Raw genomic sequence first — 26,548 nt, 5'->3', positions numbered from 1 at the left:
GATCCGTCGAAGGAGGCCGTCGTGTCCACCACCCGGAGCGTGCTCACCCCGGCCACCTCGGCCGGTCCGGCCGGCCTGCGCCCCCGGGTCTGGACCGCCCTGATCGTGCTCGGCCTCGTCGGGCAGATGGCCTGGACCATCGAGAACATCTACCTGAACCTGTTCGTGTACGACACGATCACCGACGACCCCAACGTGATCGCCACGATGGTCGCCGCCAGCGCCGTGACCGCCACTGTCGCCACCCTGCTGCTCGGCGCCCTCTCCGACCGGACGGGGCGGCGCCGGTCGTTCATCGCCGGCGGCTACCTGCTGTGGGGCGTCTCCACCGCCGCCTTCGGTTTCCTGACAGTGGGTTTCGTGGAGGACATCGCGCCCGTGGCGAACGTCGTGCTGGTCACGGCGATCGCGGTCGTCACGCTGGACTGCCTGATGTCCTTCCTCGGCTCGGGCGCAAACGACGCGGCGTTCCAGGCGTGGGTCACCGACGTGACCGAGCCGGCGAACCGCGGCCGGGTCGAGTCGGTGCTCGCCATCATGCCGCTGGTCTCGATGCTGGTGATCTTCGGCGGGTTCGACGGGCTGGCCCGCGCCGGGAACTGGCAGCTGTTCTTTGTGATCATCGGCGCGATCATGGCGGTGGCCGGGGTGCTGGCCTGGTTCCTGGTCGAGGACAGCCCGTCAGTCGTGCGGCACGAGGGCGGGTACCTGCGCGCCGTCGTCCACGGTCTGCGCCCGGCCGCCGTCCGGGCCAACCCGGGGCTCTATCTCGCCCTGGCGGCCTGGTCGATCTGGGGGATCTCCACGCAGGTATTCCTGCCGTATCTGATCATCTACCTCCAGCGGTACCTGCGGATCGAGGGGTACGCGATCGTCCTGGCCGTCGTCCTCGTCACGGCGTCGGCGGTGAGCGTGGTCGGCGGGCGGCTCATCGACCGCGTCGGCAAGGTGCGCTTCCTGCTGCCGGCGGTAGTGGTCTACGGCACCGGCCTGACCCTGATGTTCTTCGCCCGCGGCATGGTTCCCGTGATCGCCGCCGGGATCGTGATGATGTCGGGCTTCATGCTGGTCCTCGCCCCGATCGGCGCCATCGTGCGCGACCACTCGCCACCGGACCGGGCCGGTCATGTGCAAGGGCTGCGGATGGTCTTCGCCATCCTCGTCCCGATGCTCATCGGCCCCTACCTCGGCGCCGCCGTGATCACCGGCGCCGGCGAGGTCTACGAGGATCTCGGCGTGGTGAAGCAGATTCCGACGCCGGGCATCTTCCTCATGGCGCTGGCCGTGCTGGTCCTCATCGCGGTGCCGGCCGTGGCGCTGCGGCGGCGGGAGCGGGAGGCCCGGGCATGACGCTGCTGACCCCGTGGGGTGCCACGCTCGACGCGGAGCGTGTCCTGCCCGAGTATCCCCGCCCGCAGTTCGCCCGGGACAGCTGTCTCAACCTCAACGGCCGGTGGGAGTACGCGATCACCGGTTCCCCCGCCGAGCCGGAACGCTACGACGGGGAGATCATCGTTCCGTTCTCCCCGGAGTCCGCGCTCTCCGGCGTCGGGCGGCAGCTCCAGCCGGGCGAGACGCTCTGGTACCGCCGTCCGCTGACCCTGCCGGCGGGCTTCCACGCTGCCGGCTCTCGGCTGCTGCTGCACTTCGGCGCGGTCGACCAGACCTGCCAGGTCTACCTGAACGACGTCCCGGTCGGCGGTCACACCGGCGGGTATCTGCCGTTCACCTGCGACATCACCGACGCGCTCCGCGAGGACGGCAACGTCCTGGTCGTGGCGGTCCAGGACGACAGCGACACCGGCCACCACTCCCGGGGCAAGCAGCGGCTGCGCCGCGGCGGCATCTGGTACACCGCCCAGTCCGGGATCTGGCAGACGGTGTGGGCCGAGAGCGTGCCCGCCGTACACCTGCGGCACCTCACCCTGACGCCGCTCCTCGACGAGGGGTGCGTCGAGGTGACGGCGCACGCGACGGCGGATGCCGGCGACGCCGGCATCCGGATCCTGGCCGACGGGATCGCGGTGGCCGAGGCCACCGCGCCGGTCGGCGTGGCGGTGCGCATCCCGATCCCCGAGGTACGGCAGTGGAGCCCGGAGGATCCTTTCCTCTACGACGTGACCGCCGAACTGGGCGCGGACCGGGTCCGCAGCTACTTCGGCATGCGCTCGTTCGGCGTCGGACCGGACCCCGACGGCGTGCCCCGCCTGCTGCTCAACGGCCGGCCGTACTTCCACGCCGGGATCCTCGACCAGGGCTACTGGTCGGACGGCATGTACACGGCGCCCTCCGACGAGGCGATGATCGCCGACATCGCCACCATGAAGCGGCTCGGGTTCACCATGCTGCGCAAGCACATCAAGATCGAGCCGCTGCGCTGGTATCACCACTGCGACCGGCTGGGGATGCTGGTCTGGCAGGACATGGTCAACGGCGGCAGCGGTTACCACCCGCTGGTCGTCACCGCGCCGGCGGTGACGCCGCTGCGGCTGCCCGACCGGGGCCGGTGGCGGCGCTGGTTCGGCCGAGCCGACGCGGGCGGACGGGCCCGCTTCCGGGCCGAGCTGCGCGACACCGTCGAGCATCTGCGCAACGTGGTGAGCCTCGCCGTGTGGGTGCCCTTCAACGAGGGCTGGGGGCAGTTCGACGCGGCCCGGATCGCCCGCGACCTCGCCGAACTGGACCCCACCCGCACTGTCGACCACGCCAGCGGCTGGCACGACCAGGGCGGCGGTGACCTGCGCAGCCTGCACGTCTACTTCCGCCGCTTCCGGGTGCCGCGGCGACGCGGTGACCGCCGGGTGCTGGTGCTGTCGGAGTACGGCGGCTACAACCTGCGCGTCGACGGGCACGCGTTCAACCGCAAGGATTTCGGCTACCGGCGGTGCCGCAGCGCCGAGGAACTGGCGGAGGCGTTCACGCGGCTGCACACCGAGCAGATCGTGCCCGCGATCCGGGCCGGTCTGAGCGCGACCGTCTACACCCAGCTGTCCGACGTGGAGGACGAACTCAACGGTCTGCTCACCTACGACCGGCGCGTGGTCAAGCTTCCCGAGGACGTGGTGCGGCAGGTCAACGCCCTGCTGCGTCACCAGCGGTTCTGAGCTTCCTCCGCCCAGCCGACCAGGCCGTCCAGAGCCACCCGCTCGCCGTCGTCCGCCTGGGCCCAGCCGGAGAAGTGCCCGAAGCACTGGTGGGTCTCGCTGGCCACGACGCCGAGGTTGGTGCGGGAGACCTTCTCGTGGAACGGGTGGAACTCCACAGCGACCCGATCACCGCTGATCCGCCATGGCCGCAGCCAGTCGCGGCGGTCGTAGCTCCAGCGCAGTTCGGCGCCGAGCTTGTGCAGCCGGCCGCCGAGAAACAGCGCGTTCTCGGTCGAGCCGGTGCCGTCGGTCCACTTGCCGCCGAGCTGGATCGACACGTCCGGTCCGCTGCCCGCCGCCCAGTTCCACGTGATCGCGTACGGCCACTTGCCCCGGCCGTGGTCGAGCACGGCGAACGAGTCGTCCTCGGCCACGGTGTGCGTCGTGCCGTTCACCCGCAGCGAGCCGCGCACCGGGCGGCCGACGTCCTTGACCGTGTACTGGAACCGGCGGGTGCTCCACGGGACCACGACGCCGAGCGACTCGTGGCCGGGCGGGAGCGGCACCACGAGGTCGATCTCGATGCCCGGTGCGGTGGCACGGATCGTACTGCCCTCGGCGGTCTGGCCGATGTCGATCGACAGGCCGTCCCCGCGTGCGCACACGGTGCCCACGCCGCTGAGCGGCGGCATGACGACGCCACGGGCGAACGGGACCACGACGTCCTTGCCGGTCTCGACCTTCGTGGCGCGGTCGAGCACGTAGACGCCGTGCACCCCGGCGTAGTCCAGCGACGACGCGACGAGGCCGACGATGTGGGCCGGCGTCACGATCCCCCAGTACTCCCAGCGCTTGGCTCTTCCCCAGCCGCGCAGGTTCGCCCGGTGCAGCGGCCGGCGGGTCCAGCCGACCGCGGCGGGGTTGAGCCGCCCGTCCGGCATGCACAGGTCGACCGGCTCGACGATCTCCTTCTCGTGCGTCATCGGGGGAGCGTAGCGACCGCCCGCGACGGTGGTCCGAGCCCGCCCTCAGTAGTCGATGTTGATGGCGGCGACCTGGCGGCTGCCGTTGAAGACGATGGCCGGGCCGGCGAAGCGGGAACTGGCGTACGTCAGCGCCGTCTTGTGCCCGGGGCTGTTGAACCAGGCCTCGATCATCTGCTCCGGCGAGGAGTTGCCCGACGAGGCGAACAGCACCTCGTGCCCGCAGTGCTGCAGGCCGCTCGCGTTGAGGTTCTGCCGTACGCAGGACTCCGCCTCGCGGTGCTGCGCCGCGCCGAGCTTGACCTCGGTCAGCCCGAGCGCGCGACGCCGCTCGTTGAGCAGCACCAGCAGCCGGCGTTCCGCTGCGGACAGGCCGGTGGACGTGGCGGCGGACCTGGAGGGCGACGACGACGGGGTCGGCTTGGGCGACTTGCTGGGCTTCGCCGACCTGCTGGGGGTGGGGCTCGGGCGGGCAGCGGTCGGGGACGGCTCCACCGCGGCCGGCGAGGGCGTGAGCGCCGGTGCGGCGGTCGCGGCCGAGGGCTGCGCGGCTGCCGCACTCGCCGGCTGCGTCTTCGGCTCGCTGTTGTGGTTGGCGAGGACGAGCGCGCCACCTCCGGCCACCGCGACGGCGGCGACGACGCCGACCAGGACCTTGGACAACGAGAGCCCCGACCGCGCTCCGGCGGTCACGGCGTGGAGGCCGGGCGAGGCGGCCTGCGAGCCGGCGACGGTGTGCATCGTGTGGGTGACGTCCGAGGCGAGTGCGGCCGGGGGTGGCGTGAGCGCCAGGCCGGCCAGCAGCCGCCCGGCGGGTACCAGGTCGTTCGTCGCGTCCGGGCAGTGCGGGCAGTCCCGGACGTGCCGGGCGAACCGCTTGCGCCACACCGGCGCCGGCTGACGGTCCCAGCCGGCGGCCGTGTCGGCCAGGGCGGCGCAACCGGGCCGGATGGTGAGCGCCCGCACCACCAGCCGGGCGGTGTCCAGTTGCGCCTTCATCCGGGACACCCGGACGGTCACGTGGTGCGGCGCCAGGTTCAGGGCGTCGACCAGGTCGGCGCGGGTGAGGTGGCCGGCCTCGACCAGCCACCAGAGCGACAGCAGGTGACGGTGGTCGTCGTCCAGCCAGCGTGTGGCCAGGACGACCTCCCGGCGCTGGTCGGAGAGGCGGAGCTGGGTCAGGGTCAGGTCCTCGAAGTCCGCGCGCGGGTCGATCACGTTGTCGATGTCCTCCGGCGGCGCCGGTGCGGTGTGCCGGCGCTGCGTGTGGGTGCGGATCTCGTTCATGGTGACGGCGACCAGCCACGACCGGAAAAGCCGCGGCTCGCGTACGCCCGCCAGCCCGCGTACGACGTTCAGCATCGTGTTCTGCACCACGTCGTCGACGTCGGCCGACCGGTTCAGCGCCCGGCCCACGATGTTGTAGACCAGCGGCAGACAGTGCGAGACCAGCTCGTCCATCGCCGCCCGGTCGCCGCGGCGAGCCGCGTCCACCACCGCCGACATGCCGGCCCTGCTCGGGTACGCGTGATAGGACACGCTCACAACCTCGCCTTCACGGAACGATCTCGTACACCGTGGAGACTGTCCGATACGCGCTCAGGTCACACAAATGCGTGCGCTGTCGGAGGAGAGCGCTATCTTCTCCGCCATGCCGATGATCACAATCGCCGATGAAGTGACCGGGGCGCCGAGCGGGCCGGTGTGGACCATGAAGGTCTTCGAGGACGAGGTACGCCTCGACGAGCTGATCCGCCGCCGGGTGTTCCTGGAGATCGCCGAGTCCGGCGTGGACGCCGATCCGGAGGAGCGCACCCGGACGACGCTCGACGCCTTCGGCCGCAACGCCTTTGTGGTGCTCGTCGACGACCGCCAGGTCACTGCCCTGGACGAGAAGGTCCGCCTGCACGCGGGATCCCGCGTCACCTTCCTCAAGCTCGTCCCGCTGGTGGGTGGCTGAATGACGACGTACGACCCCGAGTCGGCCCTGCGCGATGTGGCCGCCACCGCCGAGAAGTGGTGGGGCCCGAGCGCCGAGAACCTCAACGAGACCGGCAAGCAGGAATTCGTCGACCGGGTGGTGACGGTGTGCGGCTGGGCGCCGGCGGGGACGGCTCCGTCGCTGCTCGCTGCGCTCAAAGACCCGCACGGGCCCTACGATCTCGCTGCGCCGTTGGTCGAGCTGCTGCCGGAGGCCACCCGGAAGGTCGAGTCGGTCGCCGCCGCCGTGGCCGACCTGACCGGCGACGACGCGGATCGCGACAGGCGTGTCGCCGCCGTCTCCACCCTGATCGACAGCTTGCCGCACCTGCCGTACCAGCACGAGGAGCCGTGGGACCGGGCCCGGGGCGAGGCGTGGCGCCGGACGGAGGAACTGCTGGCCGCGCAACCGGCACCGGTACGGCAGGTGGTGTTCGACGCGCTGGCGGTGCCGGGGTTCAGAAAGGACGGGGCGAACAGCCTGATCAGGGCCGCGCGCTCCGGCGGCGGGCTCGACGGCTCGGCCTGGCTCGACCGGCTGGGCACTCAGGCCTGGCTGGGATTCAATTACTGGAGTTGGCACCTCAAGCGGTTCACCTGGGAGGCCATCCAGGCGGAGGCGTCGGCCGGGCGGGTGGACCCGGCGGCGTTGGCGACCTGGCGGCGGACCCGGATCGAGCGTTCCTCCAGCGACACGAGCGACGAGGCCGACCGGATGTGGCCGATCCCCAACGTCGGTGAGCAGTGGGCCGACCGCGCCGTCGCGGACATCGAGGCGATGCCGGCAGATCGCCGGTCCGCGTGGGAGGCGCTGCTGGCGCACTGCCCGGTCGAGGTGGACAAGGCGAAGCCGACGGCCGGTTGGCGCAAGCAGGCCCGGTCGCTGCTCGACGCGGTGGGCGTCGACGATTTCACCGCCCGGCTCGACGACTGGCTCCCGCTCGTCGGGCAGGCGCGCAGCCTGCCGCTGCGCATGACCACATGCTGCCCCGGCCACATCGAGGACATGCCACCACGGATGATCGACCGCTACAACGTCGGGCTGCTGTGGGGACTGATCTGGACGCGGACGATGTGCCCGCCGTCCGAGCAGACACTGCGCAGCCTCGGCCAGATCGCGGAACGGGCCGCCCGCAAGATCTCCGGCCACGGCCCGGCGAGCCCGAAACTGGCGAACGTCGCGGTCGCGGCGCTCGTCGACACCGATCACCCCGCCGCCCTCGCACAACTGGCCCGGCTGTCCTCGCGGCTGACCTACAAGAGCACCCTGCGCCTGGTGGAGAAGGGGCTGACCCGGCACGCCGAGGCGCGTGGCGTCAGCCGGGAGGACGTCGAGGAGATGGCGCTGCCCGGCTTCGGGCTGCCGCTCGCGGACAAGCTGGGCGACTGCTCGTACGAGCTGGAGGTGCGCGGTGTCGACGCCGTAGTGGTGTGGCGCAACGCGGACGGCAAGGTGGTCAAGACGCCTCCGGCCCAGGTGCGCAGGGATCACGGCGACGAGGTGAAGGAGCTGAAGGCGACTGTCGTCGACGTCGCCGCCACGCTCGTCGCCACCCGCGACCGGCTGGAAGGGCTCCTGCGGCGCGACCGTTCGTGGACCGTCGAGCAGTGGCGCGAGCGGTTCCTGGACCATCCGCTGGCCCGTACGCTGGCCCGGCGTCTCATCTGGACCGTCGACGGCGTGGCCTGCTGCTGGGCCGGTGAGGCGCTGCGAACAGTGGACGACACAGTGGTCGAGCCGGCCGACGAGGCGACGGTCCGGCTGTGGCATCCGGTGCTCGACCCCGACGCGGTGGGGCCGTGGCGGGACTTCCTGACCCGGCACGCGATCACCCAGCCGTTCAAGCAGGCGCACCGGGAGCAGTACCTGCTCACCGACGCGGAGCGGGCCACGGGCATGTACTCCAACCGGTTCGCCGCGCACATCGTGCGTCAGCACCGGCTCAACGCGCTGTTGTCCCGGCGCGGCTGGTCGTACGTCCAGCACCGCAACGACGGGGCCTCGTACGACCTGCCCTGGCTGGCCCTCCCGGACTGGGGGCTGCGCGCCGAACTGGGTGTCGCCGGGATCGAGGACCGGGGCGACGACCTCGTGTTCGACACGATGGGGACCGACCAGCTGTTCTTCATCCGGGGGGAGCGCCTGCCGGTTCCGCTGGCGGAGGTGCCGCCGGTCGTGCTGAGCGAGGTGATGCGCGACGTCGACCTGTTCGTGGCCGCGGCCGGGGTGGGCGCCGACCCGAACTGGTACGACGGTGGGCCGCAGGGCCGGCATCGCGACTACTGGGCGCAGAGCAGCTTCGGCGAGCTGACCCCGACCGCTCGGACGCGCCGGGACGTGCTGGCCGACCTGATCCCCCGGCTGGCGATCGCCGGTCGCTGCACGCTCACCGACAGGTTCCTGGAGGTACGCGGCGACCTGCACACGTACCGCATCCACTGCGGCTCCGGGAACATCCTGATCGCCCCGGACGAGCGGTACCTGTGCATCATCCCGGACTCGGCGAAGGCGAAGGAGCCGGAGATGTACCTGCCCTTCGAGGGTGACAGCCGGCTCGCCGAGATCATCAGCAAGGCGTTGCTGCTGGCCGCCGACAAGAAGATCAAGGATCCGGTGATCCTGCGCCAGCTGTGAGGCGGCCGGCGGGCGCCGGGTCCAGGGTCAGCCCGGCGCCCGCTTCGGCAGCAACAGCTCCTCGTGGTCGAGTTCGCGTTCCAGCACCCGCAGCTCCTCGTCCGGCAGCCGGCCGGAGTCGCGCCACCGCAGCAACTCCTCGCGCTGCGCTTCGAGGACGGTCCGGCGGACCCGCAGCGCCGTCTCGTACTCCGGTGAGGTGGGCAGCTCCGACGAGCCGCTCTGCTGGATGAGGTCGAGCCGTCCCCGGTAGCGGGCCAGCCGGGTCTGCAACTGGGTCCGCGTGGTGTCGACGGCGACCCTGCTGTCCGGCTCCTCGGCGACGACGGTGTCGAGGCGGGCGAGCGCGGCCTCCACAGCGGCCGAGCGGGCCTCGTTGCGTACCCGGGCCTGGTCGGCCTCGTTGGCGCGCAGGCCGAGCATCCGCACGAGCGGCGCGAACGTCAGGCCCTGCCCGACCAGCGTCACCAGGACGACCACGAAGGTGCAGAACAGCAGCAGGTCACGATCGGGGAACGGGTCGCCGCTGCGGGTGGTCAGCGGCAGCGTGAAGATCGCGGCCAGGCTGATCACACCACGCGTACCGGACCAGCTCAGCGCCACCACCTCACGGGAGGTCAGCCCGCGGGCGTTGCGGTCGACGCCGCCGAGCCGCCGCGCGGCGTCCGGCCCGTCGGTGTCGTCCTGCTCGGCGACGCCACCGAGCCGGGTGTGCAGCGACCGGGGGAGCCACTGCGTCAGGATCAGCCAGGCCGGGCGCAGGAGCAGCACCACGCCGACCGACACGGCGACGGCGATGACGATGGTCGACGTGTCGTACTGGCGCAGGCCCCGCATGACGGCGGGGAGCTGCTGGCCGATCAGCAGGAAGACGAAGCCTTCGAGGAGGAAGTCGACGAGCCGCCACACGGCGTTGGTCTGGAGGCGGGCGGCGCCGGACCCGAACTCCGGCGTCTGGTGGCCGACGATCAGGCCGGCGACCACCACCGCCAGCACACCGGAGACGTGCAGCGCCTCGCCCAGCAGGTACGCCACGAACGGTGTCGCGAGCGAGATCGCGTTCGACAGCAGCGGGTCCGCGGTGAGCGGCCGGACCAGTCGTTTCGCCCGGGCGACGACCACGCCCACCGCGATTCCGCCGGCGGCCGCCAGCACGAACTGCCCGATCGCGGCGTGGAACGAGAACTCGCCGCCCACGGCGGCGGCCACGGCGACGCTGAGCATGGTCAGCGCGGTGGCGTCGTTCAGCAGTCCCTCGCCCTGGATGATCGTGACCATCTTCGGCGGCAGGTTGACCCGCCGGCCCACGGCCAGGGCGGCGACCGGGTCGGGCGGGGCGACGGCGGCGCCGACAGCGATGCCTGCGGCCAGCGTCGCGCCGGCGACGAACAGGTGGAACCCGACGCCCACGAGCAGCCCGGTGAGCAGCACCAGCACCACGGAGAGGATGACCACGATCCGCAGGTTGCGGCGGATGTCCAGCAGGGACGAGTCCAGCGCGGCGCTGTACAGCAGCGGCGGCAGCACGACCATGAGCACCAGCTCGGGATCGAGGCCGACGTTGGGGCCGGGGAGCAGCGCGTACGCGATGCCGATGAGCGGCAGGAGCGCTGCCGCCGGCAGACCGGTACGGGAGGCGACCCACCGCACGGCGATGACGACCGCGACGGCGGCGAGCACGAACAGCAGTGTCGAATGGGTGCTCACCCCGACCGACCCTACCGGGGCCGAGATCATCGCGCGACGCCGACGACACCGTCAACCGAGGGTTGACGGTGGAGGAGCGTCAACCTATGGTTGACGCATGGAGGAGACCGAACCGCTCAAGATGACCCATCCGGTACGCCTCGACGACCTCATCGACGGCATCAAGAAGGCACACACCGACGCGCTCGACCAACTGGCCGACGCGGTCCTCGTCGCCGACCACCTGGGCGACGTCGCCGACCACCTGATCGGGCACTTCGTCGACCAGGCGCGCCGCTCCGGCGCCTCGTGGACGGAGATCGGCCGCAGCATGGGCGTGACCAAGCAGGCCGCCCAGAAGCGCTCCGCCGCCAAGGCGGAGACCGCCGCCGCGCTCGACCCGAACTCGGGGTTCGGCCGGTTCACCCCGCGCGCCCGCAACGTGGTGCTGGCCTCGCAGGAGGAGGCGCGGACCGCCGGTAACGCCGAGATCACGCCGGGACACGTCGCGCTCGGGCTGCTCGCCGAGCCGGAAGGGCTCGCGGCCGCGGCGATCGTGGCTCGGGGCGTACCCCTGGAACGGCTGCGGGAGGTCGTCACCGCGACGCTGCCGGCGAAGGCCGGCCAGGTCCCGGACCTGATCCCCTACGACGCGCGGGCCAAGAAGGTCCTGGAGCTGACGTTCCGGGAGGCGTTGCGGATGGGGCACAACTACATCGGTACGGAGCACATCCTGCTCGCCCTGCTGGAGGAGGAGGGCGACGACGGCGTGCTGCGCGGGCTCGGCCTGGAGAAGTCCGAACTGGAGTCGGCGTTCGAGGCGGCGCTCGCCGAGATCACCCGGAAAGGGGACTGACACCGCGCCGGGCACGCGTCACGGGGGCGCGTGCCCGGTGTGCGGGTGTTCAGCCGGCGACGGGGAAGCCGTACCGGGCGGCGTGCTCCGGGTCGGCCGGGTCGACCTGGCGGATGCCGGCGTCGGCGAGGCGCTTGTTCACCTCGTCGAGGTGCTCCCGGACCAGCCGGGCCTCCTCCTCGGTGACCCGGCCGCGGTGCGGGCGCCCGGCGTGCTCGATGGTGCCGTAGTCGATCTTCTCGGTGGCGCGGCGGGCCTTGGGCGGTTTGACCCGCTCGGCGGTACGCAGCAGCTGCGCCATCGGCACGTCGGTCGCCATCGCGTCGAACTCGCTGGCGGTCAGCACCACCCGGCGCGGCTCACCGTGACCGTGCCGGTCGTGGATCTCCACCACCGCGACGTCGAGCGCCGCGTCGTCGATGCTCTCCACGTCGACCGGGGTGGCGTCCAGCTGCACGGGCCCGGCGACCAGGTCCGGGTGCTCCAGGACGACGACCTTGACCACCTCGTCGTCGGGGCTGAGCACCTGACCGGTGAAGTCGGAGACGTGGATCGTCTTCTTGCCCATGCGCGGAGCTTCTCCTGTCGTAGGCCGGAAATCGGACCACAAGACGCTACCGCACAGGTGTGCGAAGGCCGGTACGCGCGCCCGGCCGGTGTGTCGCCGCCCGCGTTCCTAGAGGGGTGAGAGGCCACGCCAGGCGGCGGCACCGGCCGGTTGCGCGTTCAGTTCGGCCCAGGAGAGCCCTCGGTCGCGGGCCTCTCGGTACGCCGGCTGCGCCGGGAACCGTCGGGCGTCTGCGGCGGCCCGCCAGCCGCGCTCCGCGTCCTGCTGGAATCGGTCATTCGGTTCGTGAGGCATGACCACTACCGTCCCAGAGAAACTTGTCCATGTATGGAAATGAATATGACGCAGGGGCGATGCCTTCGGTTCCGCGAAGCGCCGGGTTTCCTGCGGCCGGTGGCGGGACCAGGAATCGGCGTCCGTCGCTGGCGTGCCGACCCTCTACCCTCCTGCCGCGCGTCTCAACCGCGCCGCGATCGGCGAATTCCGCGGGCACGGGCGCGGCGTCCGGGCGTACCATGATCACGTGCTCGACCGGCGGGTCTTCCTTCATCTGGCGACCTGGTTGGGGCAGTGGCCGGCGGGCCCCGGGCTGCACGTGGTCCGGTCCTATCGCCGCGCCCGCCCGGCCTGGGACGGGCGGCTGCGCCCGGCCGTCGCGGTGACCGCGGGCGGCAGCACCGTCCTCTCGGTGGCCGCCGACCGGGTGGAGGCGGTCCGGACGCTGGTACGCGACCGGCCGCTCGGGGAGTGGCTGTCCGACCTGCCGGTCACTGTCGGCATGCCCGAGTTCGTCGCGCACACCTCGGTCTTCCGCTGGTGCACCGACCCGGCGCCGCTGCCCGAGGTGGGGGAGTGGGTCCCGCCCACGCTGCCCGGGCTGCCGCCGTGGCTGCGGCTGTTCGACCGGGAGGTGCTCGTGGTGCGGGGCGCCGACGGCGCGTACCGGGCCGGCGTGGGGATCAAGCGGCACGACGCGTACGGGCACGAGCTGGCGGTGGGCACGGTGCCGACGGCGCGCGGGCGCGGCCTGGCCCGGCGGCTGGTCGCGCAGGCGGCTCGCCGGGTGCTGGACGAGGGGGCGATCCCCACCTACCTGCACGACCCGGGCAACGCCGCGTCAGCGCGGGTGGCCGAGGCGGCCGGGTTCCCGGAGCGCGGCTTCACCGCGTTCGGCGTCTTCCCCCGCTGACCCGCCCCGTTGGCCGAGTCCGGCGCGGACCGTGGATCCCGGGCCGGATCCACGGTCCGCAGCTCTCCCCCCAGGGCCCGACATCGGTAACGCTATGTGTCAGTTCCTGTCGGGAGCAAGGGGTGCGTTGCTGTCCGGTTACGGACTCTCACCTGCGGAATCGCTCGCCTTCGCGTCGGCGGGATCAGTGACGCAGCGTGTGGATCAGGGCGAGCGCCTGTCGGGTGACCGGCCGCAGCACGCGCAGCCGGGACAGACCCACCAGCCGGTCCGCGAGCGGCACCACGCCGTCGATGAGCTGCCGGGTCTTGACCTGCCCCTCCGAGCGGTCGTGCACCCAGTACAGCACCACACCCATGTAGCCGAGCCAGAGCAGCTCGGGCAGAGCCTCGCGCAGCTCGTCGTCGAGCTTGACGGTGGACCCGGTCAGCGCCTCGCGGAACAGCGCGATCGACATGTCCCGGGGCGCCGACGACTCGGCGGAGAACGGGCTGAGCGGTGAGGTCGGCTCGGCCGCCGTCTTGAAGAAGGCGCCCGCGAACGCGTGGTACGGGCTCAGCACGTCGATGCCCGCGTGCAGCACCCCGGCCAGTCGCGGGCCGAAGTCCCGCTCCCGGGCGAGCACCGGCGCGGCCGCCTCCCGGTGCTCGCGCTGGGTGCCCGCGTAGAACTCCTGGACCAGGTGCTCCTTGGAGCCGAAGTAGTAGTAGGCGTTGCCCACCGCCACGCCCGCCTCCTGGGCGACGGCGCGCATCGTCGTCCGCGCGTATCCGCGCTCGCGGAACAGCCGCATCGCGGTGTCCAGGATCAGCTGGCGGGTCTGCTCACCCCGGGCCGTCGACCCCTGCCCACCCGCAGCGGTCGTCGGCGCACTCTGCTCGGTCATCGTCGTCACCGTATCCCGGTTCCCGGATCCGTTCGCGGACCGCGGAGGCCGCCGCCACCACCCGCCGGGCCAGCGGCAGCAGGTGCGGGCGGGCCAGCCGCTCGGCCGTGCCGCGATGTTCGGCGAGCGCCCAGAGGCAGGCGAACCAGGCGCCGTCGCCGCGGTAGACCGCACCGGTGTCGGCCACCACCGTCAGGTCGCGCAGTGTGGCGTCGTGGTCGAGCCCAGGGAAGCGCCGCCGGGCCTCGGCGGACCCGGCCGGCACGAACTCCAGCGGTACGAGCTGGGCGCGCGAGGCGAGCCAGCGCCGGGCGGCCCGGCACATCGGGCAGTCCGCGTCGAACAGGACGGTGAACCCGCGGATCCCACCGGCCCCGTGCCCGGTGGGATCCTGCTGGTGCCCGCCCGCGGCGGACGTCACCGGGCCGGCGGGTTCGGGCCCGCCGCCGGTACGGGCCCGCCCTGCGGCGGGAGCATCCGGACCGGCGGCAGCGGCGGGTGGACGGCCTGCTGGCGCAGGCGGCCGCGCCGGTAGCGGCCGAGCGCGAAGACGTTGAAGAAGTGCAGCGCGCCCAGCACCAGCAGGACGAGTCCCACCTTCATGGAGAGCTGCTCCAGCGCCTGGCTGGTGTCGCCGACCGGGCCGGACTCCTTCATCGCCACCGTGACGTAGCCGAGGTTGAGCAGGTAGAAGCCGACCACCAGCAGGCTGTTGACCGCCTCGGCCAGCCGGCTGTCGGCGAACACGTCCTGCAGGAACACCAGCCCGTTGCGGGACAGCGCCCGCGCCACCCAGATGGTGAGGCCGATGCTCACCGTCAGGTAGGCCAGGTACATCCAGACCTTCACGTCCATCCCCGTCGCCTCTCTTGAACGTGTTCAAATCCTGGGCGCCCTGAGCGTACGACAAAACTTGAACGCGTTCAAGAGTGCGGCCGCCGCCCTTGTGGGCGGCGGCCGGGTGGAGGGTGTGGGTCAGGCGGTCAGGCCGAGCACCTCGGCGGCGGCCCGGCCGTTGGCGTGGCTGGCGCCGTGGGTCGCGACGAAGGCGCGCGCGCCCGCCGGCCGCCAGGCGCCCGGCCAGCCCATCTCGACCACGACGACGCGGTGCGTGACGGCCAGCGCCTCGACCAGCTCGCGCGCGCCGGGCAGCCGGTGCAGGTGCCGGCCGACCAGCACGACCGGCCGGTCCCCGGCGAGCCGCCGCAACTGCTCCGGGTCCGTCTCGCCCGCCACCGCACGCGCCTGCTCGACGCCGGTGGTCAGGTGCGGGCCGAGTCCCCAGGGCACCCGCCCCTCGGCGATGGTGGAGGTGGCGTGCACCTGCACCACCAGGGGCGCGGTGCCGCCGGTGAGGTCGCCCTCGACGCGTACCGCCCGCAGCGCGGCGGCGTAGCCGAGGCCGTCGACGGCCGGCGGCGGGACGTCGGCGGAGCCGGTGGCGGCGGCGAGCGCGGCGGTCCGGCCGGCGGCCTCCTCGACCCGGGCGCGCGCCAGCCGGCCGTCACCGATGGCCGCGACGATCTCGGCGGCGACCGACTCGACCAGCTCGGCGTCGACCCGGGCGCCGATGCAGAGCAGGTCCGCGCCGGCGGCCAGGGCCCGGACCGCGCCCGCGCCGACCCCGCCGGCGGCGAGCACGGCGCCCTTCATCTCCAGCGCGTCGGTGATGATCGCGCCGGTGAAGCCGTACTCGACGCGCAGCAGGTCGTGCAGGACCGCGCGGCTGAACGTGGCCGGGCCGTCGCCGGTCAGCGCCGGCACCCGGATGTGCGCGGTCATCACCGCGCGGACGCCCGCGTCGACCACGGCGGCGAACGGCGGCAGGTCGCGGTCCCGCAGGACCGCCGGCGGCACGTCGACGGTGGGCAGCTCGTGGTGCGAGTCGGCGACCGTGGCGCCGTGCCCGGGGAAGTGCTTGGCGCAGGCCGCCACGCCGGTCGACTGGAGGCCGGCGACGGCTGCGGCCGAGTGGACGGCGACCCGCTTCGGGTCCGCCCCGAACGAGCGGGTGCCGATCACCGGGTTCTCGTCGGCGGTGTTCACGTCGACAGTGGGGGCGAGGTCGACCGTGATGCCGAGCGCGGCCAGCTCCGCGCCGATCGCCGCGTACACCTGGCGGGTGAGGTCGGGGTCGTCCACCGCGCCGAGCGCGGCGTTTCCGGGGTACGGGCTGCCGGTGGCGTGCGCCAGCCGGGTGACGTCGCCGCCCTCCTCGTCGATCGCGACGATCACGTCGGGGCGGCCGGCGCGCAGCGCCGCGGTGGACGCGGCCACCTGGGCCGGGTCGTGGATGTTGGTGCCGAACAGGGTGTGCCCGGCGAGCCCGTCGGCGAGCAGGTCGACCGCCCAGTCCGGCGGGACCGGTCCCGGGTACGCGGCCAGCAGCGTGCCCAGCGCGAGCCGGCGCAGTCCTGGATCCAGACCCACGAGTATCCCCTTTCCCTGCCGGGTCGTCCGACCTCTGCGGATGGGGGTGGCCGATACGCTAACGGGCACCCCTCGGCAGGCGTTTTGTGGTTAGAAAACTTTACTGAAAATTGAGGACGTTGGCATGAGTGCGACCCGGCTGCCCGGCACCCCCCGACTCCTGCGGGCGCTCAACGACCGTGCGGCGCTGGAGCTGCTGCTCGAACGCGGCCCGCTGACCCGGGCCCGGATCGGTGAGCTGACCGGGCTGTCCAAGGTCACCGCGTCCCAGCTCGTCGAGCGGCTGGAGGAGCGCGGCCTGGTCGCCCGGGTCGGCGAGCAGGCCGGCGGGCGGGGCCCGAACGCCCAGCTCTACGCCGTCCGGCCGAGCAGCGCGTACGTGGTGGGCGTGGAGGTGGGCGCGGAGCGGGTGGTGGCCGCCTGCGCCGACATCACCGGCACCGTGGCGGGCCGGGTCGAGCAGTCCACCAGGGACACCGACGACCCGGTCGGCGTGGTGCACAACGCCGTGGTCCAGGCGGCCAGCAGCGCCGGGGCGGAGCTGTCCGCCGTCCGGCGCGTCGTGCTCGGCACCCCGGGTCTGGTCGACCCGCAGACCGGCGACATCACGTTCGCGTTCAACCTGCCCCGCTGGCACAGCGGCCTGCTCGCCGCGCTGCGCGAGGACCTGGACACCCCTGTGGTGTTCGAGAACGACGTGAACCTCGCCGCGGTGGCCGAGGCGCAGTCCGGCGCGGCCCGTGGCACCGCCGACTTCGTGCTGGTCTGGGTGGACGCGGGCGTCGGCCTGGCGATCATGCTGGGCGGCCGGCTGCACCACGGCAGCAGCGGCGCGGCGGGGGAGATCGGCTACCTGCCGGTGCCCGGTGCGCCCATCCCGCGCGACGTGTCCAAGCGGGCCAAGCCGGCGTTCCAGCAGCTCGTCGGCGCCGACGCGGTGCGCGCGGTGGCCGCGGAGCACGGCTTCGCCAGCCCGGAGGCGGCCGAGCAGGGCGTCGCGGCGGCCCGGGCGGCCGAGGTGGTACGCGCGGCGATCGCGGCCGGCACCGCGGGCGGGCCGATGCTCGACGAGCTGGCCCGGCGGCTGGCGCTCGGTGTGGCGAGCACCTGCGTGGTGCTGGACCCGCCGCTCGTGGTGCTCGCCGGCGCGGTCGGGCAGGCGGGCGGGGCGGCGCTGGCCGAGCGGGTGCAGCACGAGGTCGCCGCGATCACGCTCGTGCGGCCCCGGGTGGTGACCACCGGGCTGACCGAGGAGCCGATCCTGCGCGGCGCGCTGCGTACCGCGCTGGACGCCGTACGGGACGAGGTGTTCGGCTCGACCGTCGGCTGACCACGTCGTGCACCCTGGCACCATGTGAAGGAATCCTTCATCATGGCGCCAGGGTTCGCAAGGAGTTGCCCGAGCGTCGCTCCGGTCAGATCAGGTCGCGGCGGCGGAACACCGTGAACGCGGCGGCCACCAGCGCACCGGTGAGCCCGAGCAGCACCACCAGGCCCGACGTCCAGGTCAACGTGTACGAGCCGTCGCAGTAGCCGGAGATCCCCGGGCCGCAGGCGTTGCTGTCCCACAGCCGCACCTCACCGGACAGCCAGGCCGCCAGATAGCTGGACAGCATGTACCGGTCCGGCCGGCCGACCTCCAGGATCTGGAACACCAGCCGCGCCCCCAGCTCCCACACCACCACGTACGCGGCCACCGTGCCGAGCGCCGCCGACGTGTGCCGGCCCAGCGTGGCGACGGCGAACCCGAGCGCCGCGGCGAGTAGCACCAGCATCAGCCCGCGTACCCAGATCGCCGCCAGCGACGGCCAGAAGTCGCCGCCGGTCCGCCCGACCAGGCCGGACGCCTGGCCGATCAACCAGAACGCCCCGAGATACGCCGCCGACGCCAGCACCGACAGGCCGAGCAGCCCGCCCAGCAGCGTGCCCAGCTTCGCGGCGAGCACAGTGGGCCGCCGTGGCCGCCACAGCAGCAGGTTGACCACCCCGCCCGAGTTCAGGTCGGCCCCGATGTAGGAGGCGCCGACCAGGAACCCGAACAGCGTCAGGAACGCGATCAGGAAGTAGAGCAGCGGCTCGGCCTCCTTGGCGAAGACGAAGACGCCGCTGAGGTAGTCGGCCGCGCTCGGCAGCTCCTCGATCTGGGCCGGGTCGATCTGGGCGCAGTCGCGCGGCAGGTAGTCGTTCTCGCCCGGCGGGAGCGAGCCCTCCCGGATCCGCAGGCAGCGGTCGTACGTCATCTCCATCTGGCGCACGCTCTCCGCCGCCTGGGCCTGCGCCCGGCTCAGCTCCGCCGGGCCGGGCCGGTGCGAACCGGCGAGCGTGGTCACCACTGTCACCGCGAAGGCGGCAGCCAGCAGCACCACCATGAGCTGCACGAAGCGCCGGGCGGCCAGCCGCTCCAGCTCGGCACGGACCAGGTTCACGCGTCCACCTCCCGGCTCTCCCGGACGTCGAGGTCGATCACACCGTCGTTCGGCGGCGCGCCGTCGACCTGTCGCGGCACCGCCACGTGCTCGTGGCCGCCGGTCAGCTCCAGGAAGACGCTCTCCAGGTCCGGCCGCAGCGGGACCAGCTCGCGTACCCACATGCCCTGCTCGCCGAGCGTCCGGCTGATCGTCTCCGGATCCTGCACGCCGGTCACCACCAGGTGGTCCGGCGCGACGGACACCGACAGGCCGGCCCGGCCCAGCAACTGCCCGGCCTGCTCCGGGTCGGCCACCCGGACCCGCCACTGGTGCTGGTCGAAACCGGCCAGCACCTCCTCCACCGGCCCGTACGCGACCCGCCGCCCCCGGCTGACGATCGTCACGTGGTCGCAGATCAACTGGATCTCGGCGAGGATGTGACTGGACAGCAGCACCGTCACCCCGGCCTCGGCCAGCGACCGGGTCAGGTCACGCATCTCCCGGATGCCGGCCGGGTCCAGCCCGTTCGCCGGTTCGTCCAGGATCAGCAGCTCCGGGTTCTTCAGCAGGGCCGACGCGACCGCCAGCCGCTGCTTCATGCCCAGCGAGTAGCCCTTGACCCGCTCGTCGCCCCGGTCACGCAGCCCGACCTGCTCCAGCACCTCGTCCACCCGGGCGGTCGGCACACCACCGGCCAGGGCCAGCAGCCGCAGCGTCCGGTGGGCGGTGAAGTTGGCGAAGAACTGCGGGCTCTCCACGATCGCGCCGACCCGCCCGGCCACGTCCGCCAGATGCTCGGGTGACTCGGCGCCCAGCACGCGCATCCGCCCGGCGTCCGGCCGGACCAGCCCCAGCAGCGCACGCAGCGTGGTGGTCTTCCCGGACCCGTTCGGCCCCAGGAAACCGTGCACCTGGCCCGCCTCGACCAGCATGTCGAAACCGTCGACGGCGATCCGGCGCCCCTGGCGCAGCGTGTGGAACGTCTTGCGGAGGCCGGCGATCTCGATGACCGCGCTCATCCGCGCGCCTCCCGGCAGCGGTCGGGCATGGGTGTCCTTCCGGAAGCGGTGACCAACGACACGGCGCCCCACCCTATGGCGGTGGCGCCGCCCGTGGGGGGCGCCGGGCCGGGTGCGTGATTGGATGGAGCGGTGACTGGTGACCTGATCCCCGGCGCCCCGGGCGCCCCCGCCCCCTCGACCGTGGACGCGGATCTGGTGGTCAGCCTCGACGGAGTCGTCGTCAAGCGTTCCGGCACCGCGCTGGTGCACGACGTCGACTGGCGGGTCGAGCTGGACGAGCGGTGGGTGGTGCTCGGACCGAACGGCGCGGGCAAGACCACGCTGCTCAACCTGGCCGCCGGCCGGCTGCACCCGACCAGCGGCGTCGCGCACGTGCTCGGCGAGCGCATCGGCCGTACCGACGTCAACGAGCTGCGTACCCGCATCGGCCTGTCCACCGCGACGCTCGCCGAGCGGATCCCCGCCGAGGAGCGCGTCGTCGACGTGGTGGTGACCGCCGCCTGGTCCGTGGTCGGCCGCTGGCGGGAGAGCTACGACCGCACCGACGTGGCACGCGCCGCCGCGCTGCTGCGCCAGCTCGGCGTCGGCCACCTCACCGACCGCACGTACGGCACGCTGTCCGAGGGCGAACGCAAGCGCGTCCAGATCGCCCGCGCCCTGATGACCGACCCGGAACTGCTGCTGCTCGACGAGCCCGCCGCCGGGCTCGACCTGGGCGGGCGCGAGGACCTGGTGGCCCGGCTGGCCGAGCTGGCGTACGACCCGGACGCGCCCGCGATGGTGCTGGTCACCCACCACGTCGAGGAGATCCCGCCGGGCTTCACCCACGCGCTGCTGCTGCGCGAGGGCGGCGTGGTGGCGCAGGGCCTGCTCGCCGACGTGCTCACCGCCGACAACCTGTCGAAGACGTTCGGCCTGCCGCTGGTGGTCACGCGGTCCGGCGACCGCTGGGCCGCCCGCGCCGCCTGAGCGACGGGACGACACAGTGCCGCAGACCCGGATCGCCGTCGTCGGCAGCGCCAACATGGACCTGGTCGGCATCGGCGCCGCGCTGCCCCGGCCCGGCGAGACGGTGCTGGGCGACGACTTCGTCATGCTGCCCGGCGGCAAGGGCGCCAACCAGGCGGTCGCCGCGGTACGTGCCGGCGCTTCCTGCGTCTTCCTCGGCGCGATCGGCTCGGACTCGTTCGGCGTGACGCTGCGGGCCCGGATGACAGCGGCCGGCGTGGACACCGGCCACCTGCGGGTGGTCTACGGCCCGTCCGGCGTCGCGCTGGTCATGGTCGGTGGCGCGGGGGAGAACGCCATCCTGGTCACCCCCGGGGCGAACGCCGCGTTCACGTCGCTGACCGCCGACGAGCTCTCCGCCGTACGCGATGCGGACGTGCTGGTCGCGCAGCTGGAGGTGCCGGTCGAGACGGTGGCCGAGGCAGCGCTGGCGGCCCGTTCCGCGGGCACCCGGGTGGTGCTCAACGCCGCGCCGGCCCGGCCGGTGCCGGCCGAGCTGCTGTCGGCCACCGACCTGCTCGTGGTGAACGAGCCGGAGGCGCAGGCGCTGACCGGCCGCGGCCGGGACGAGCCGGCGGCGCTGCTCGACCTGGTGCCCCGGGCGGTGCTCACGCTCGGCGGCGACGGCGCCTGGTACGTCGACCGGGACCGGCCGCCGACGCACGTGCCGGCCGTGCCGGTGGACGTGGTCGACTCGACCGCCGCCGGGGACGCGTTCACCGCCGCGCTCGCCGTGGCCTGGGGCGAGGGCCGGGACCTGGCCGACGCGGTGCGCTGGGCGGCGGCGGCCGGTGCGGCGTGCGTGCGCAAGCTGGGCGCCTCGGTGGCGCTGCCGCACCGCGCGGAGATCGACGAGCTGTTCCCGGCCGGCTGAGCCTCAGCCGGCCGGTTCGTCGGTGAGGCGCTCGCCGCGGCGGCGCAGCATGCCGAGCCCGGGGATGCCGGCGACCGCGAGCTTGAGATCGCGTGTGACGTCCAGCAGGTCGTGCAGGTCCGGGCCGACCCGGTCCAGCGTGGCCAGGATCGGCAGCACGTCCGAGGTGAGATGGTCCTTGAGCTTCGGCAACTCGTCCACCAGCCGGATCGCGGCGGTCACCTCCTCCGGGCTGAGCTGCTCCACGAAACGGGCCGCCATCGGCGCGGCCCGGCGCAGCGTCGCCTCGTACGCGGTCAGCAGCTCGGTCGCGACGCCCGTCGCCTTCTCGGCGGTCGCCAGCGTGCCCGCCGCGCGGGCGGTCACCGTCTCCGCCTCGGTCACCACACCGGCCGCCGTCCGGGCCACCCGGTCGGCCTCGCCGACCACCGTGGCCGCCGCCTCGGAGACCCGCTGCGCCTCGCCGACCACCACAGTCGCCGCGGCGGCCACCTCGGTCGCCGTGTCGATCGCCGCGGTGGCGGCGGCGCTGATCACCGCCACCTCGCGGACCGCCGTCTCCGCGTCGGTGAGCACCCGGTCGGTGCGGTCGAGCGTGCCCTCGATCCGGTCCACCACCCCGTCGATCCGCCGGACCAGCGCCTCCACCTGGTCGAGGACGGCGAAGGCGCGAGCGGGCACCGAGGCCACCGTGGCGGCCGAGCCGAGCGCCTGGTCCACTGCGGTACGGGTGAGGCCGAGCAGGGCGCCGGGCCGGGGAAGAGGGATCGCCATGGCATCCAGTGTGCGGCGTCGCGGCCAGTGCCGCCCGACGAGGTGGCCGCCGCGCGCCGGGCCGGCTCACCGCAGGTCGCCCTGCTCGACGGCCCGCTGCACGGCCCGGTAGATCTGCCCGAACCGCAGCGCGTCGGGTGTGCGGACCAGCATCGTCTCCCGGCCGTGGTGCTGCACCCACAGCTCGTGCACCCGGTTGCCGCGCTCGTAGGAGCGGTCCAGCCAGCCGAGCGGCACCTCCAGGAACGGGGTGAGCGCCAGCCCGGCCACCACGAACGCGGCCAGGATGATCAGGGCGAGCTTCCACTCGCCGCGGTCCTGCGCGGACCAGGCCAGCGAGAGCACGCAGACCACCGCGACCAGTGGTGGCAGCGACAGCAGCAGGACCAGCACCCCGCGGCCCAGCACCCGCCCCCGGACGGCGAGCGTGGTGGTGCCGCGCGCGTGCCAGACGTACGTGACGTCGGCGAGCGCGACGACCTGCCCGCCCGCGTGGATCGCCTCCGAGGTGACCTGTACCGCGTCGTCCCGGTAATAGAGGACCATGAATCAGCCTAACCGCGCGTGTCGATGTCGGCGCGTCCGGTGACGGTAGGCTGTGGGGCATGGCGGACCGGAACGGGGCCGGGATCGGTGACGAGCAGGCGCGCAACGTCGAGGTGGTCCGGCGTTACCTGCGCACCTTCGTCACGAAGGACCTGGCCGAACTGGCCGAGGTGGTCGACGAGGACGTGCAGATCTACGGCTCGGGCACCGCGGTACGCGGCCGGCGCTACCCCGAGGCGGCCGTCTCCTCACCCGGCCTGACCGTGCTCGACCAGGACATCCGGGAGATCTTCGCGGCCGGGGACCGGGTGGTGGTGTCGATGGCGCAGACGTACCGGCGGGACGCGACCGGTGCGACCACGGTGCAGAGTGCCTGCAAGATGTACCGCCTGGCCGGTGGCCGGATCGTGCAGTTCTGGGGCGAGCAGGACACCTACGGCCTGTTGCGCGGGCTCGGCCTGCTGCCGGACGAGCCGATCACGTTCTGACGCGACGCACGATCGGGCTGACGCGCGGCACGATCGGGCGCGGCACGCCCCGGCGCGGACGGCAGGGCCTCCATGGCCCGCTGCACCGCCCGGTAGACCTGGCCGAAGCGCATCGCGTCGCGGGTGTGCAGCAGCCGCACCGGCCGGCCGCGCCACTGCGCCCACATCTCCATCTCCCGGCTGCCCCGGGCGTAGGAGCGGTCCAGGTGTTCGAAGAGGAAGTCCGCGAGCGGACCGACGGCGAGGCCGAGCAGCACCGAGACCCCGACGATCGCGATGGTGACCACCGCCGAACGCTGGAGCCACACGGCCAGCGCGATGCCCAGCACGGCGGCGACCAGCGGTCCGGCGAGCGCGGCCCCGATCGCGCCGCGCCCGGCGAGCACCCGCCAGGAGCGGTCGCCCCGCCGGTGCCACACGGTGGTCAGTTCGGCCAGCGGGTAGCTGCGCCCGTCCACCCGTACCGCGGTGGAGGTGACCTGGACGGAGCGGTCGTCGTAGTAGGTGATCATGGCCTCACTCCCGGTGGCGGGGCGGCGGCGACTCCGGCGGCGACCTGGGGAGTCGCCGACACCACACTGTCTACCCCAACGAGGCGAGTCGTAAGGTTGGCACGCGACTTCGACGAGGAAGTGAGGGCAGCGTGGGCGAGTTCGTCAGGCTGGAAGTGAAGGACGGCATCGGCACCATCCGGCTGGAGCGGCCGCCGATGAACGCGCTCAACACCCAGGTGCAGGAGGAGCTGCGCGCCGCCGCGTCGGCGGCCACCGCCGACGCCGAGGTCCGCGCCGTGATCGTGTACGGCGGCGAGAAGGTCTTCGCGGCCGGTGCGGACATCAAGGAGATGGCCGACATGTCCTACGTGGACATGGCGGAGCGCGCGGCCGACCTGTCCAGCGCGCTCGGCGCGATCGCCCGCATCCCGAAGCCGGTCGTCGCCGCGATCACCGGGTACGCGCTCGGCGGCGGCTGCGAGCTGGCGCTGGCCTGCGACTGGCGAATCGTCGCCGAGGACGCCAAGCTCGGCCAGCCGGAGATCAAGCTCGGCATCATCCCCGGCGCCGGCGGCACGCAGCGGCTGGCCCGCCTGGTCGGCCCGGCCCGCGCCAAGGATCTGGTCATGACCGGGCGGATGGTCGACGCCGCCGAGGCGCTGCGGATCGGCCTGGCCGACCGGGTGGTCCCGGCCGCCGAGGTCTACGACGCCGCGGTGGCGTACGTGAAGCCGTTCCTGACCGGGCCGGTGCAGGCGCTGCGCGCGGCGAAGGCGGCTGTCGACGGCGGTCTGGACATGGACCTCACCTCGGGCCTGGCCTGGGAGAGCCAGCTCTTCGCGGCGCTGTTCGCCACCGACGACCGGCGCGAGGGCATGGCCGCGTTCGTGGAGAAGCGCAAGCCGGGCTTCACCGGTCGCTGACGCGAGAGCTGTTCACATCCGCGATACCGGCCAGTAGCGTGACCCCGGTCGGTCGACGAAGGGGAATGGCATGACGGAGCGGATCGAGGGCCACGGGGGCGATCTGGCACTCGCGGCACTACGCGCGCACGGCGTACGGGAGATGTTCACGCTGTCCGGCGGGCACGTCTTCCCGCTCTACGACGCCGCGCACAAGGCGGGTTTCCCCCTCTACGACGTGCGGCACGAGCAGTCCGCCGTGTTCGCCGCCGAGGCGGTCGCCAAGCTCCAGCGCCGCCCCGGCCTGGCCGTGCTCACCGCCGGCCCCGGCGTCACCAACGGGGTCTCCGGCCTGACCAGCGCGTTCTTCAACGCCTCGCCGGTGCTGGTGCTCGGCGGGCGGGCGCCGCAGTTCCGCTGGGGCTCGGGCAGCCTCCAGGAGATGGACCACCTGCCGCTGGTCGCGCCGGTGACCAAGCACGCCGAGACGGTGTTCAGCGCCGACGACATCCCGCGCGCGGTGTCGGCGGCGCTGACCACCGCGCTCACCCCGCACCGCGGCCCGGTCTTCCTGGACTTCCCGCTGGAGGCGGTCTTCTCGGTCGGTGACGCCGACCTGCCGGCGGTCACGCCGCCGGCGCCGATCGAGCCGGACCCGGACGAGGTGGCCAAGGCGGCCCGCCTGATCGCGGGCGCGTCCCGGCCGGTGATCATCGCCGGTTCCGACGTGTACGCGGGCGACGCCGTCGAGGCGCTGCGTGCCGCCGCCGAGTCGCTGCGGGTGCCGGTGTTCACCAACGGCATGGGCCGGGGCGCGCTGCCGCCGGAGCACCCGCTCGCCTTCGCCAAGGCCCGCCGGGTCGCGCTCAAGGGCGCCGACGTGGTCGTGGTGATCGGCACCCCGCTGGACTTCCGGCTCTCCTTCGGCGACTTCGGCGACGCCCAGGTGGTGCACGTGGTGGACGCACCGAGCCAGCGGGCCGGGCACGTGCAGCCGGCCGCCGCGCCGGCCGGTGACCTGCGGCTGATCCTCGGCGCGTTCGCCGACCACACCGGTGACCGGGCCGACCACGCCGACTGGATCGCCGAGCTGCGGACCGCCGAGGACGCGGCGAAGTCCCGCGACGCGGAGGAGATGGCCGCCGAGAGCGACCCGATCCGCCCGGCCCGGATCTACGGCGAGCTGCGCAAGGTGCTCGCCCCGGACGCCATCACCATCGGCGACGGCGGCGACTTCGTCTCGTACGCCGGGCGGTACCTGGAGCCCGCCCAGCCGGGCACCTGGCTCGACCCCGGCCCGTACGGGTGCCTCGGCACCGGCATGGGCTACGCGATGGGCGCCCGGGTCAGCCACCCGGACCGGCAGATCTGCGTGCTGATGGGCGACGGCGCGGCCGGCTTCTCGCTGATGGACGTGGAGTCGCTGGTCCGGCAGAAGCTGCCGGTGGTGATCGTGGTCGGCAACAACGGCATCTGGGGGCTGGAGAAGCACCCGATGCGGGCGATGTACGGCTACGACGTGGCCGCCGACCTCCAGCCCGGCCTGCGCTACGACAAGGTGGTCGAGGCGCTGGGCGGCGGGGGCGAGACGGTGGAGAAGGCCGCCGACCTCGGGCCCGCGCTGGGGCGCGCGTTCGACTCGGGCGTGCCGTACCTGGTGAACGTGCTGACCGACCCCGCGGACGCGTACCCCCGTTCGTCGAACCTGGCCTGAGACACGGCGCGTGCGGGCC

Annotated in this window: 25 protein-coding genes; 12 read left to right on the top strand and 13 right to left on the bottom strand. The window is 73.2% G+C overall.

Features of this window, described 5'->3' with window-relative positions; genetic code table 11:
- The first annotated feature begins 21 nt into the window (after window positions 1-21).
- Together M8C11_RS11315 and M8C11_RS11310 are read left to right on the top strand one after the other, a co-directional pair.
- Entirely contained in the window at window positions 22-1,350 is a 1,329-nt protein-coding gene (locus tag M8C11_RS11315) for an MFS transporter (RefSeq protein ID WP_252449502.1), read from the top strand.
- Window positions 1,347-3,104 (top strand): glycoside hydrolase family 2 protein, encoded by a 1,758-nt coding sequence (locus M8C11_RS11310; protein ID WP_252449501.1) that lies wholly within the window; start codon window positions 1,347-1,349, stop codon window positions 3,102-3,104. The genes M8C11_RS11315 and M8C11_RS11310 overlap by 4 nt, the downstream gene beginning before the upstream one ends.
- On the opposite strand, the gene M8C11_RS11305 is transcribed toward M8C11_RS11310, so the two are convergent.
- Window positions 3,089-4,069, bottom strand: coding sequence for a DUF2804 domain-containing protein (locus M8C11_RS11305; protein WP_252449500.1), 981 nt, complete (start codon window positions 4,067-4,069; stop codon window positions 3,089-3,091). The two genes, M8C11_RS11310 and M8C11_RS11305, sit on opposite strands and share 16 nt — an antisense overlap.
- A 45-nt stretch (window positions 4,070-4,114) precedes the next feature.
- Entirely contained in the window at window positions 4,115-5,608 is a 1,494-nt protein-coding gene (locus tag M8C11_RS11300) for a sigma-70 family RNA polymerase sigma factor (RefSeq protein WP_252449499.1), read from the bottom strand.
- 112 nt (window positions 5,609-5,720) lie between these two features.
- Here M8C11_RS11300 and M8C11_RS11295 point away from each other — a divergent pair, with 112 nt between their 5' ends.
- Together M8C11_RS11295 and M8C11_RS11290 are read left to right on the top strand one after the other, a co-directional pair.
- Entirely contained in the window at window positions 5,721-6,029 is a 309-nt protein-coding gene (locus tag M8C11_RS11295; protein WP_252449498.1) for a hypothetical protein, read from the top strand.
- Window positions 6,030-8,684, top strand: a complete 2,655-nt coding sequence (locus tag M8C11_RS11290; RefSeq protein WP_252449497.1) for a DUF4132 domain-containing protein — start codon at window positions 6,030-6,032, stop codon at window positions 8,682-8,684.
- Window positions 8,685-8,711: 27 nt separating this feature from the next.
- Here the strand turns inward: M8C11_RS11290 and M8C11_RS11285 are convergent, their stop codons facing one another.
- Window positions 8,712-10,421, bottom strand: a complete 1,710-nt coding sequence (locus tag M8C11_RS11285) for a Na+/H+ antiporter (protein ID WP_252449496.1) — start codon at window positions 10,419-10,421, stop codon at window positions 8,712-8,714.
- A gap of 67 nt (window positions 10,422-10,488) precedes the next feature.
- Between M8C11_RS11285 and M8C11_RS11280 the strand changes: the two genes are divergently transcribed.
- Window positions 10,489-11,226: a Clp protease N-terminal domain-containing protein gene (locus M8C11_RS11280; RefSeq protein WP_252449495.1), complete on the top strand. Its 738-nt coding sequence runs from the start codon at window positions 10,489-10,491 to the stop codon at window positions 11,224-11,226.
- A 49-nt stretch (window positions 11,227-11,275) separates the two neighbouring features.
- Here M8C11_RS11280 and M8C11_RS11275 read toward each other — a convergent pair whose 3' ends face one another.
- Entirely contained in the window at window positions 11,276-11,794 is a 519-nt protein-coding gene (locus tag M8C11_RS11275) for a hypothetical protein (protein ID WP_252449494.1), read from the bottom strand.
- A 523-nt stretch (window positions 11,795-12,317) separates the two neighbouring features.
- Here M8C11_RS11275 and M8C11_RS11270 point away from each other — a divergent pair.
- Window positions 12,318-12,983 (top strand): GNAT family N-acetyltransferase, encoded by a 666-nt coding sequence (locus M8C11_RS11270; RefSeq protein ID WP_199733168.1) that lies wholly within the window; start codon window positions 12,318-12,320, stop codon window positions 12,981-12,983.
- A gap of 184 nt (window positions 12,984-13,167) precedes the next feature.
- Here M8C11_RS11270 and M8C11_RS11265 read toward each other — a convergent pair whose 3' ends face one another.
- From M8C11_RS11265 to M8C11_RS11250, 4 genes are all read right to left on the bottom strand, one after another.
- Window positions 13,168-13,869, bottom strand: a complete 702-nt coding sequence (locus M8C11_RS11265) for a TetR family transcriptional regulator (protein ID WP_252449493.1) — start codon at window positions 13,867-13,869, stop codon at window positions 13,168-13,170.
- Window positions 13,808-14,290 (bottom strand): thiol-disulfide oxidoreductase DCC family protein, encoded by a 483-nt coding sequence (locus tag M8C11_RS11260; RefSeq protein WP_091419207.1) that lies wholly within the window; start codon window positions 14,288-14,290, stop codon window positions 13,808-13,810. Before M8C11_RS11260 ends, M8C11_RS11265 begins: the two co-directional genes overlap by 62 nt.
- Window positions 14,287-14,724 carry a hypothetical protein gene (locus M8C11_RS11255; protein WP_252449492.1) on the bottom strand — a complete coding sequence of 146 codons (438 nt, stop codon included), beginning with the start codon at window positions 14,722-14,724 and terminating at the stop codon, window positions 14,287-14,289. The genes M8C11_RS11260 and M8C11_RS11255 overlap by 4 nt, the downstream gene beginning before the upstream one ends.
- A 120-nt stretch (window positions 14,725-14,844) precedes the next feature.
- Complete coding sequence (locus M8C11_RS11250; RefSeq protein ID WP_252449491.1) at window positions 14,845-16,299, bottom strand: glycoside hydrolase family 3 protein; 1,455 nt, start codon at window positions 16,297-16,299, stop codon at window positions 14,845-14,847.
- 124 nt (window positions 16,300-16,423) lie between these two features.
- Between M8C11_RS11250 and M8C11_RS11245 the strand changes: the two genes are divergently transcribed.
- Complete coding sequence (locus tag M8C11_RS11245) at window positions 16,424-17,629, top strand: ROK family transcriptional regulator (protein ID WP_252449490.1); 1,206 nt, start codon at window positions 16,424-16,426, stop codon at window positions 17,627-17,629.
- A gap of 85 nt (window positions 17,630-17,714) precedes the next feature.
- Here the strand turns inward: M8C11_RS11245 and M8C11_RS11240 are convergent, their stop codons facing one another.
- On the bottom strand, window positions 17,715-18,725 hold the full coding sequence (locus tag M8C11_RS11240) for an ABC transporter permease subunit (protein ID WP_120571344.1): 1,011 nt from the start codon (window positions 18,723-18,725) through the stop codon (window positions 17,715-17,717).
- Window positions 18,722-19,726 (bottom strand): ABC transporter ATP-binding protein, encoded by a 1,005-nt coding sequence (locus tag M8C11_RS11235; protein ID WP_252449489.1) that lies wholly within the window; start codon window positions 19,724-19,726, stop codon window positions 18,722-18,724. Before M8C11_RS11235 ends, M8C11_RS11240 begins: the two co-directional genes overlap by 4 nt.
- A 132-nt stretch (window positions 19,727-19,858) precedes the next feature.
- Here M8C11_RS11235 and M8C11_RS11230 point away from each other — a divergent pair, with 132 nt between their 5' ends.
- The gene (locus M8C11_RS11230) at window positions 19,859-20,698 is read left to right on the top strand and encodes an ABC transporter ATP-binding protein (RefSeq protein WP_128138705.1); all 840 of its coding nucleotides are present in this window, start codon (window positions 19,859-19,861) and stop codon (window positions 20,696-20,698) included.
- 16 nt (window positions 20,699-20,714) lie between these two features.
- The gene (locus M8C11_RS11225) at window positions 20,715-21,611 is read left to right on the top strand and encodes a PfkB family carbohydrate kinase (RefSeq protein WP_252449488.1); all 897 of its coding nucleotides are present in this window, start codon (window positions 20,715-20,717) and stop codon (window positions 21,609-21,611) included.
- Between the two features lie 3 nt (window positions 21,612-21,614).
- Here the strand turns inward: M8C11_RS11225 and M8C11_RS11220 are convergent, their stop codons facing one another.
- Window positions 21,615-22,385, bottom strand: coding sequence for a hypothetical protein (locus M8C11_RS11220; protein WP_121685866.1), 771 nt, complete (start codon window positions 22,383-22,385; stop codon window positions 21,615-21,617).
- Window positions 22,386-22,451: 66 nt separating this feature from the next.
- Entirely contained in the window at window positions 22,452-22,931 is a 480-nt protein-coding gene (locus tag M8C11_RS11215) for a DUF6232 family protein (protein WP_018786214.1), read from the bottom strand.
- Between the two features lie 59 nt (window positions 22,932-22,990).
- Here M8C11_RS11215 and M8C11_RS11210 point away from each other — a divergent pair, with 59 nt between their 5' ends.
- Complete coding sequence (locus tag M8C11_RS11210) at window positions 22,991-23,419, top strand: nuclear transport factor 2 family protein (protein ID WP_252449487.1); 429 nt, start codon at window positions 22,991-22,993, stop codon at window positions 23,417-23,419.
- On the opposite strand, the gene M8C11_RS11205 is transcribed toward M8C11_RS11210, so the two are convergent.
- The gene (locus tag M8C11_RS11205) at window positions 23,365-23,931 is read right to left on the bottom strand and encodes a DUF6232 family protein (protein WP_252449486.1); all 567 of its coding nucleotides are present in this window, start codon (window positions 23,929-23,931) and stop codon (window positions 23,365-23,367) included. The genes M8C11_RS11210 and M8C11_RS11205 overlap by 55 nt on opposite strands.
- Before the next feature lie 131 nt (window positions 23,932-24,062).
- Here M8C11_RS11205 and M8C11_RS11200 point away from each other — a divergent pair, with 131 nt between their 5' ends.
- Both M8C11_RS11200 and M8C11_RS11195 read left to right on the top strand, forming a co-directional pair.
- Window positions 24,063-24,836: an enoyl-CoA hydratase/isomerase family protein gene (locus tag M8C11_RS11200; RefSeq protein WP_252449485.1), complete on the top strand. Its 774-nt coding sequence runs from the start codon at window positions 24,063-24,065 to the stop codon at window positions 24,834-24,836.
- A 70-nt stretch (window positions 24,837-24,906) separates the two neighbouring features.
- A complete protein-coding gene (locus M8C11_RS11195; protein ID WP_120571336.1) occupies window positions 24,907-26,529 on the top strand; it encodes an acetolactate synthase in 1,623 nt (540 codons plus the stop codon).
- Window positions 26,530-26,548: the final 19 nt, after the last annotated feature.

This window comes from Micromonospora sp. CPM1 (assembly GCF_023896895.1).
Taxonomy (GTDB): domain Bacteria; phylum Actinomycetota; class Actinomycetes; order Mycobacteriales; family Micromonosporaceae; genus Micromonospora; species Micromonospora tulbaghiae.
This window is presented reverse-complemented; position numbering and strand designations above follow the sequence as displayed.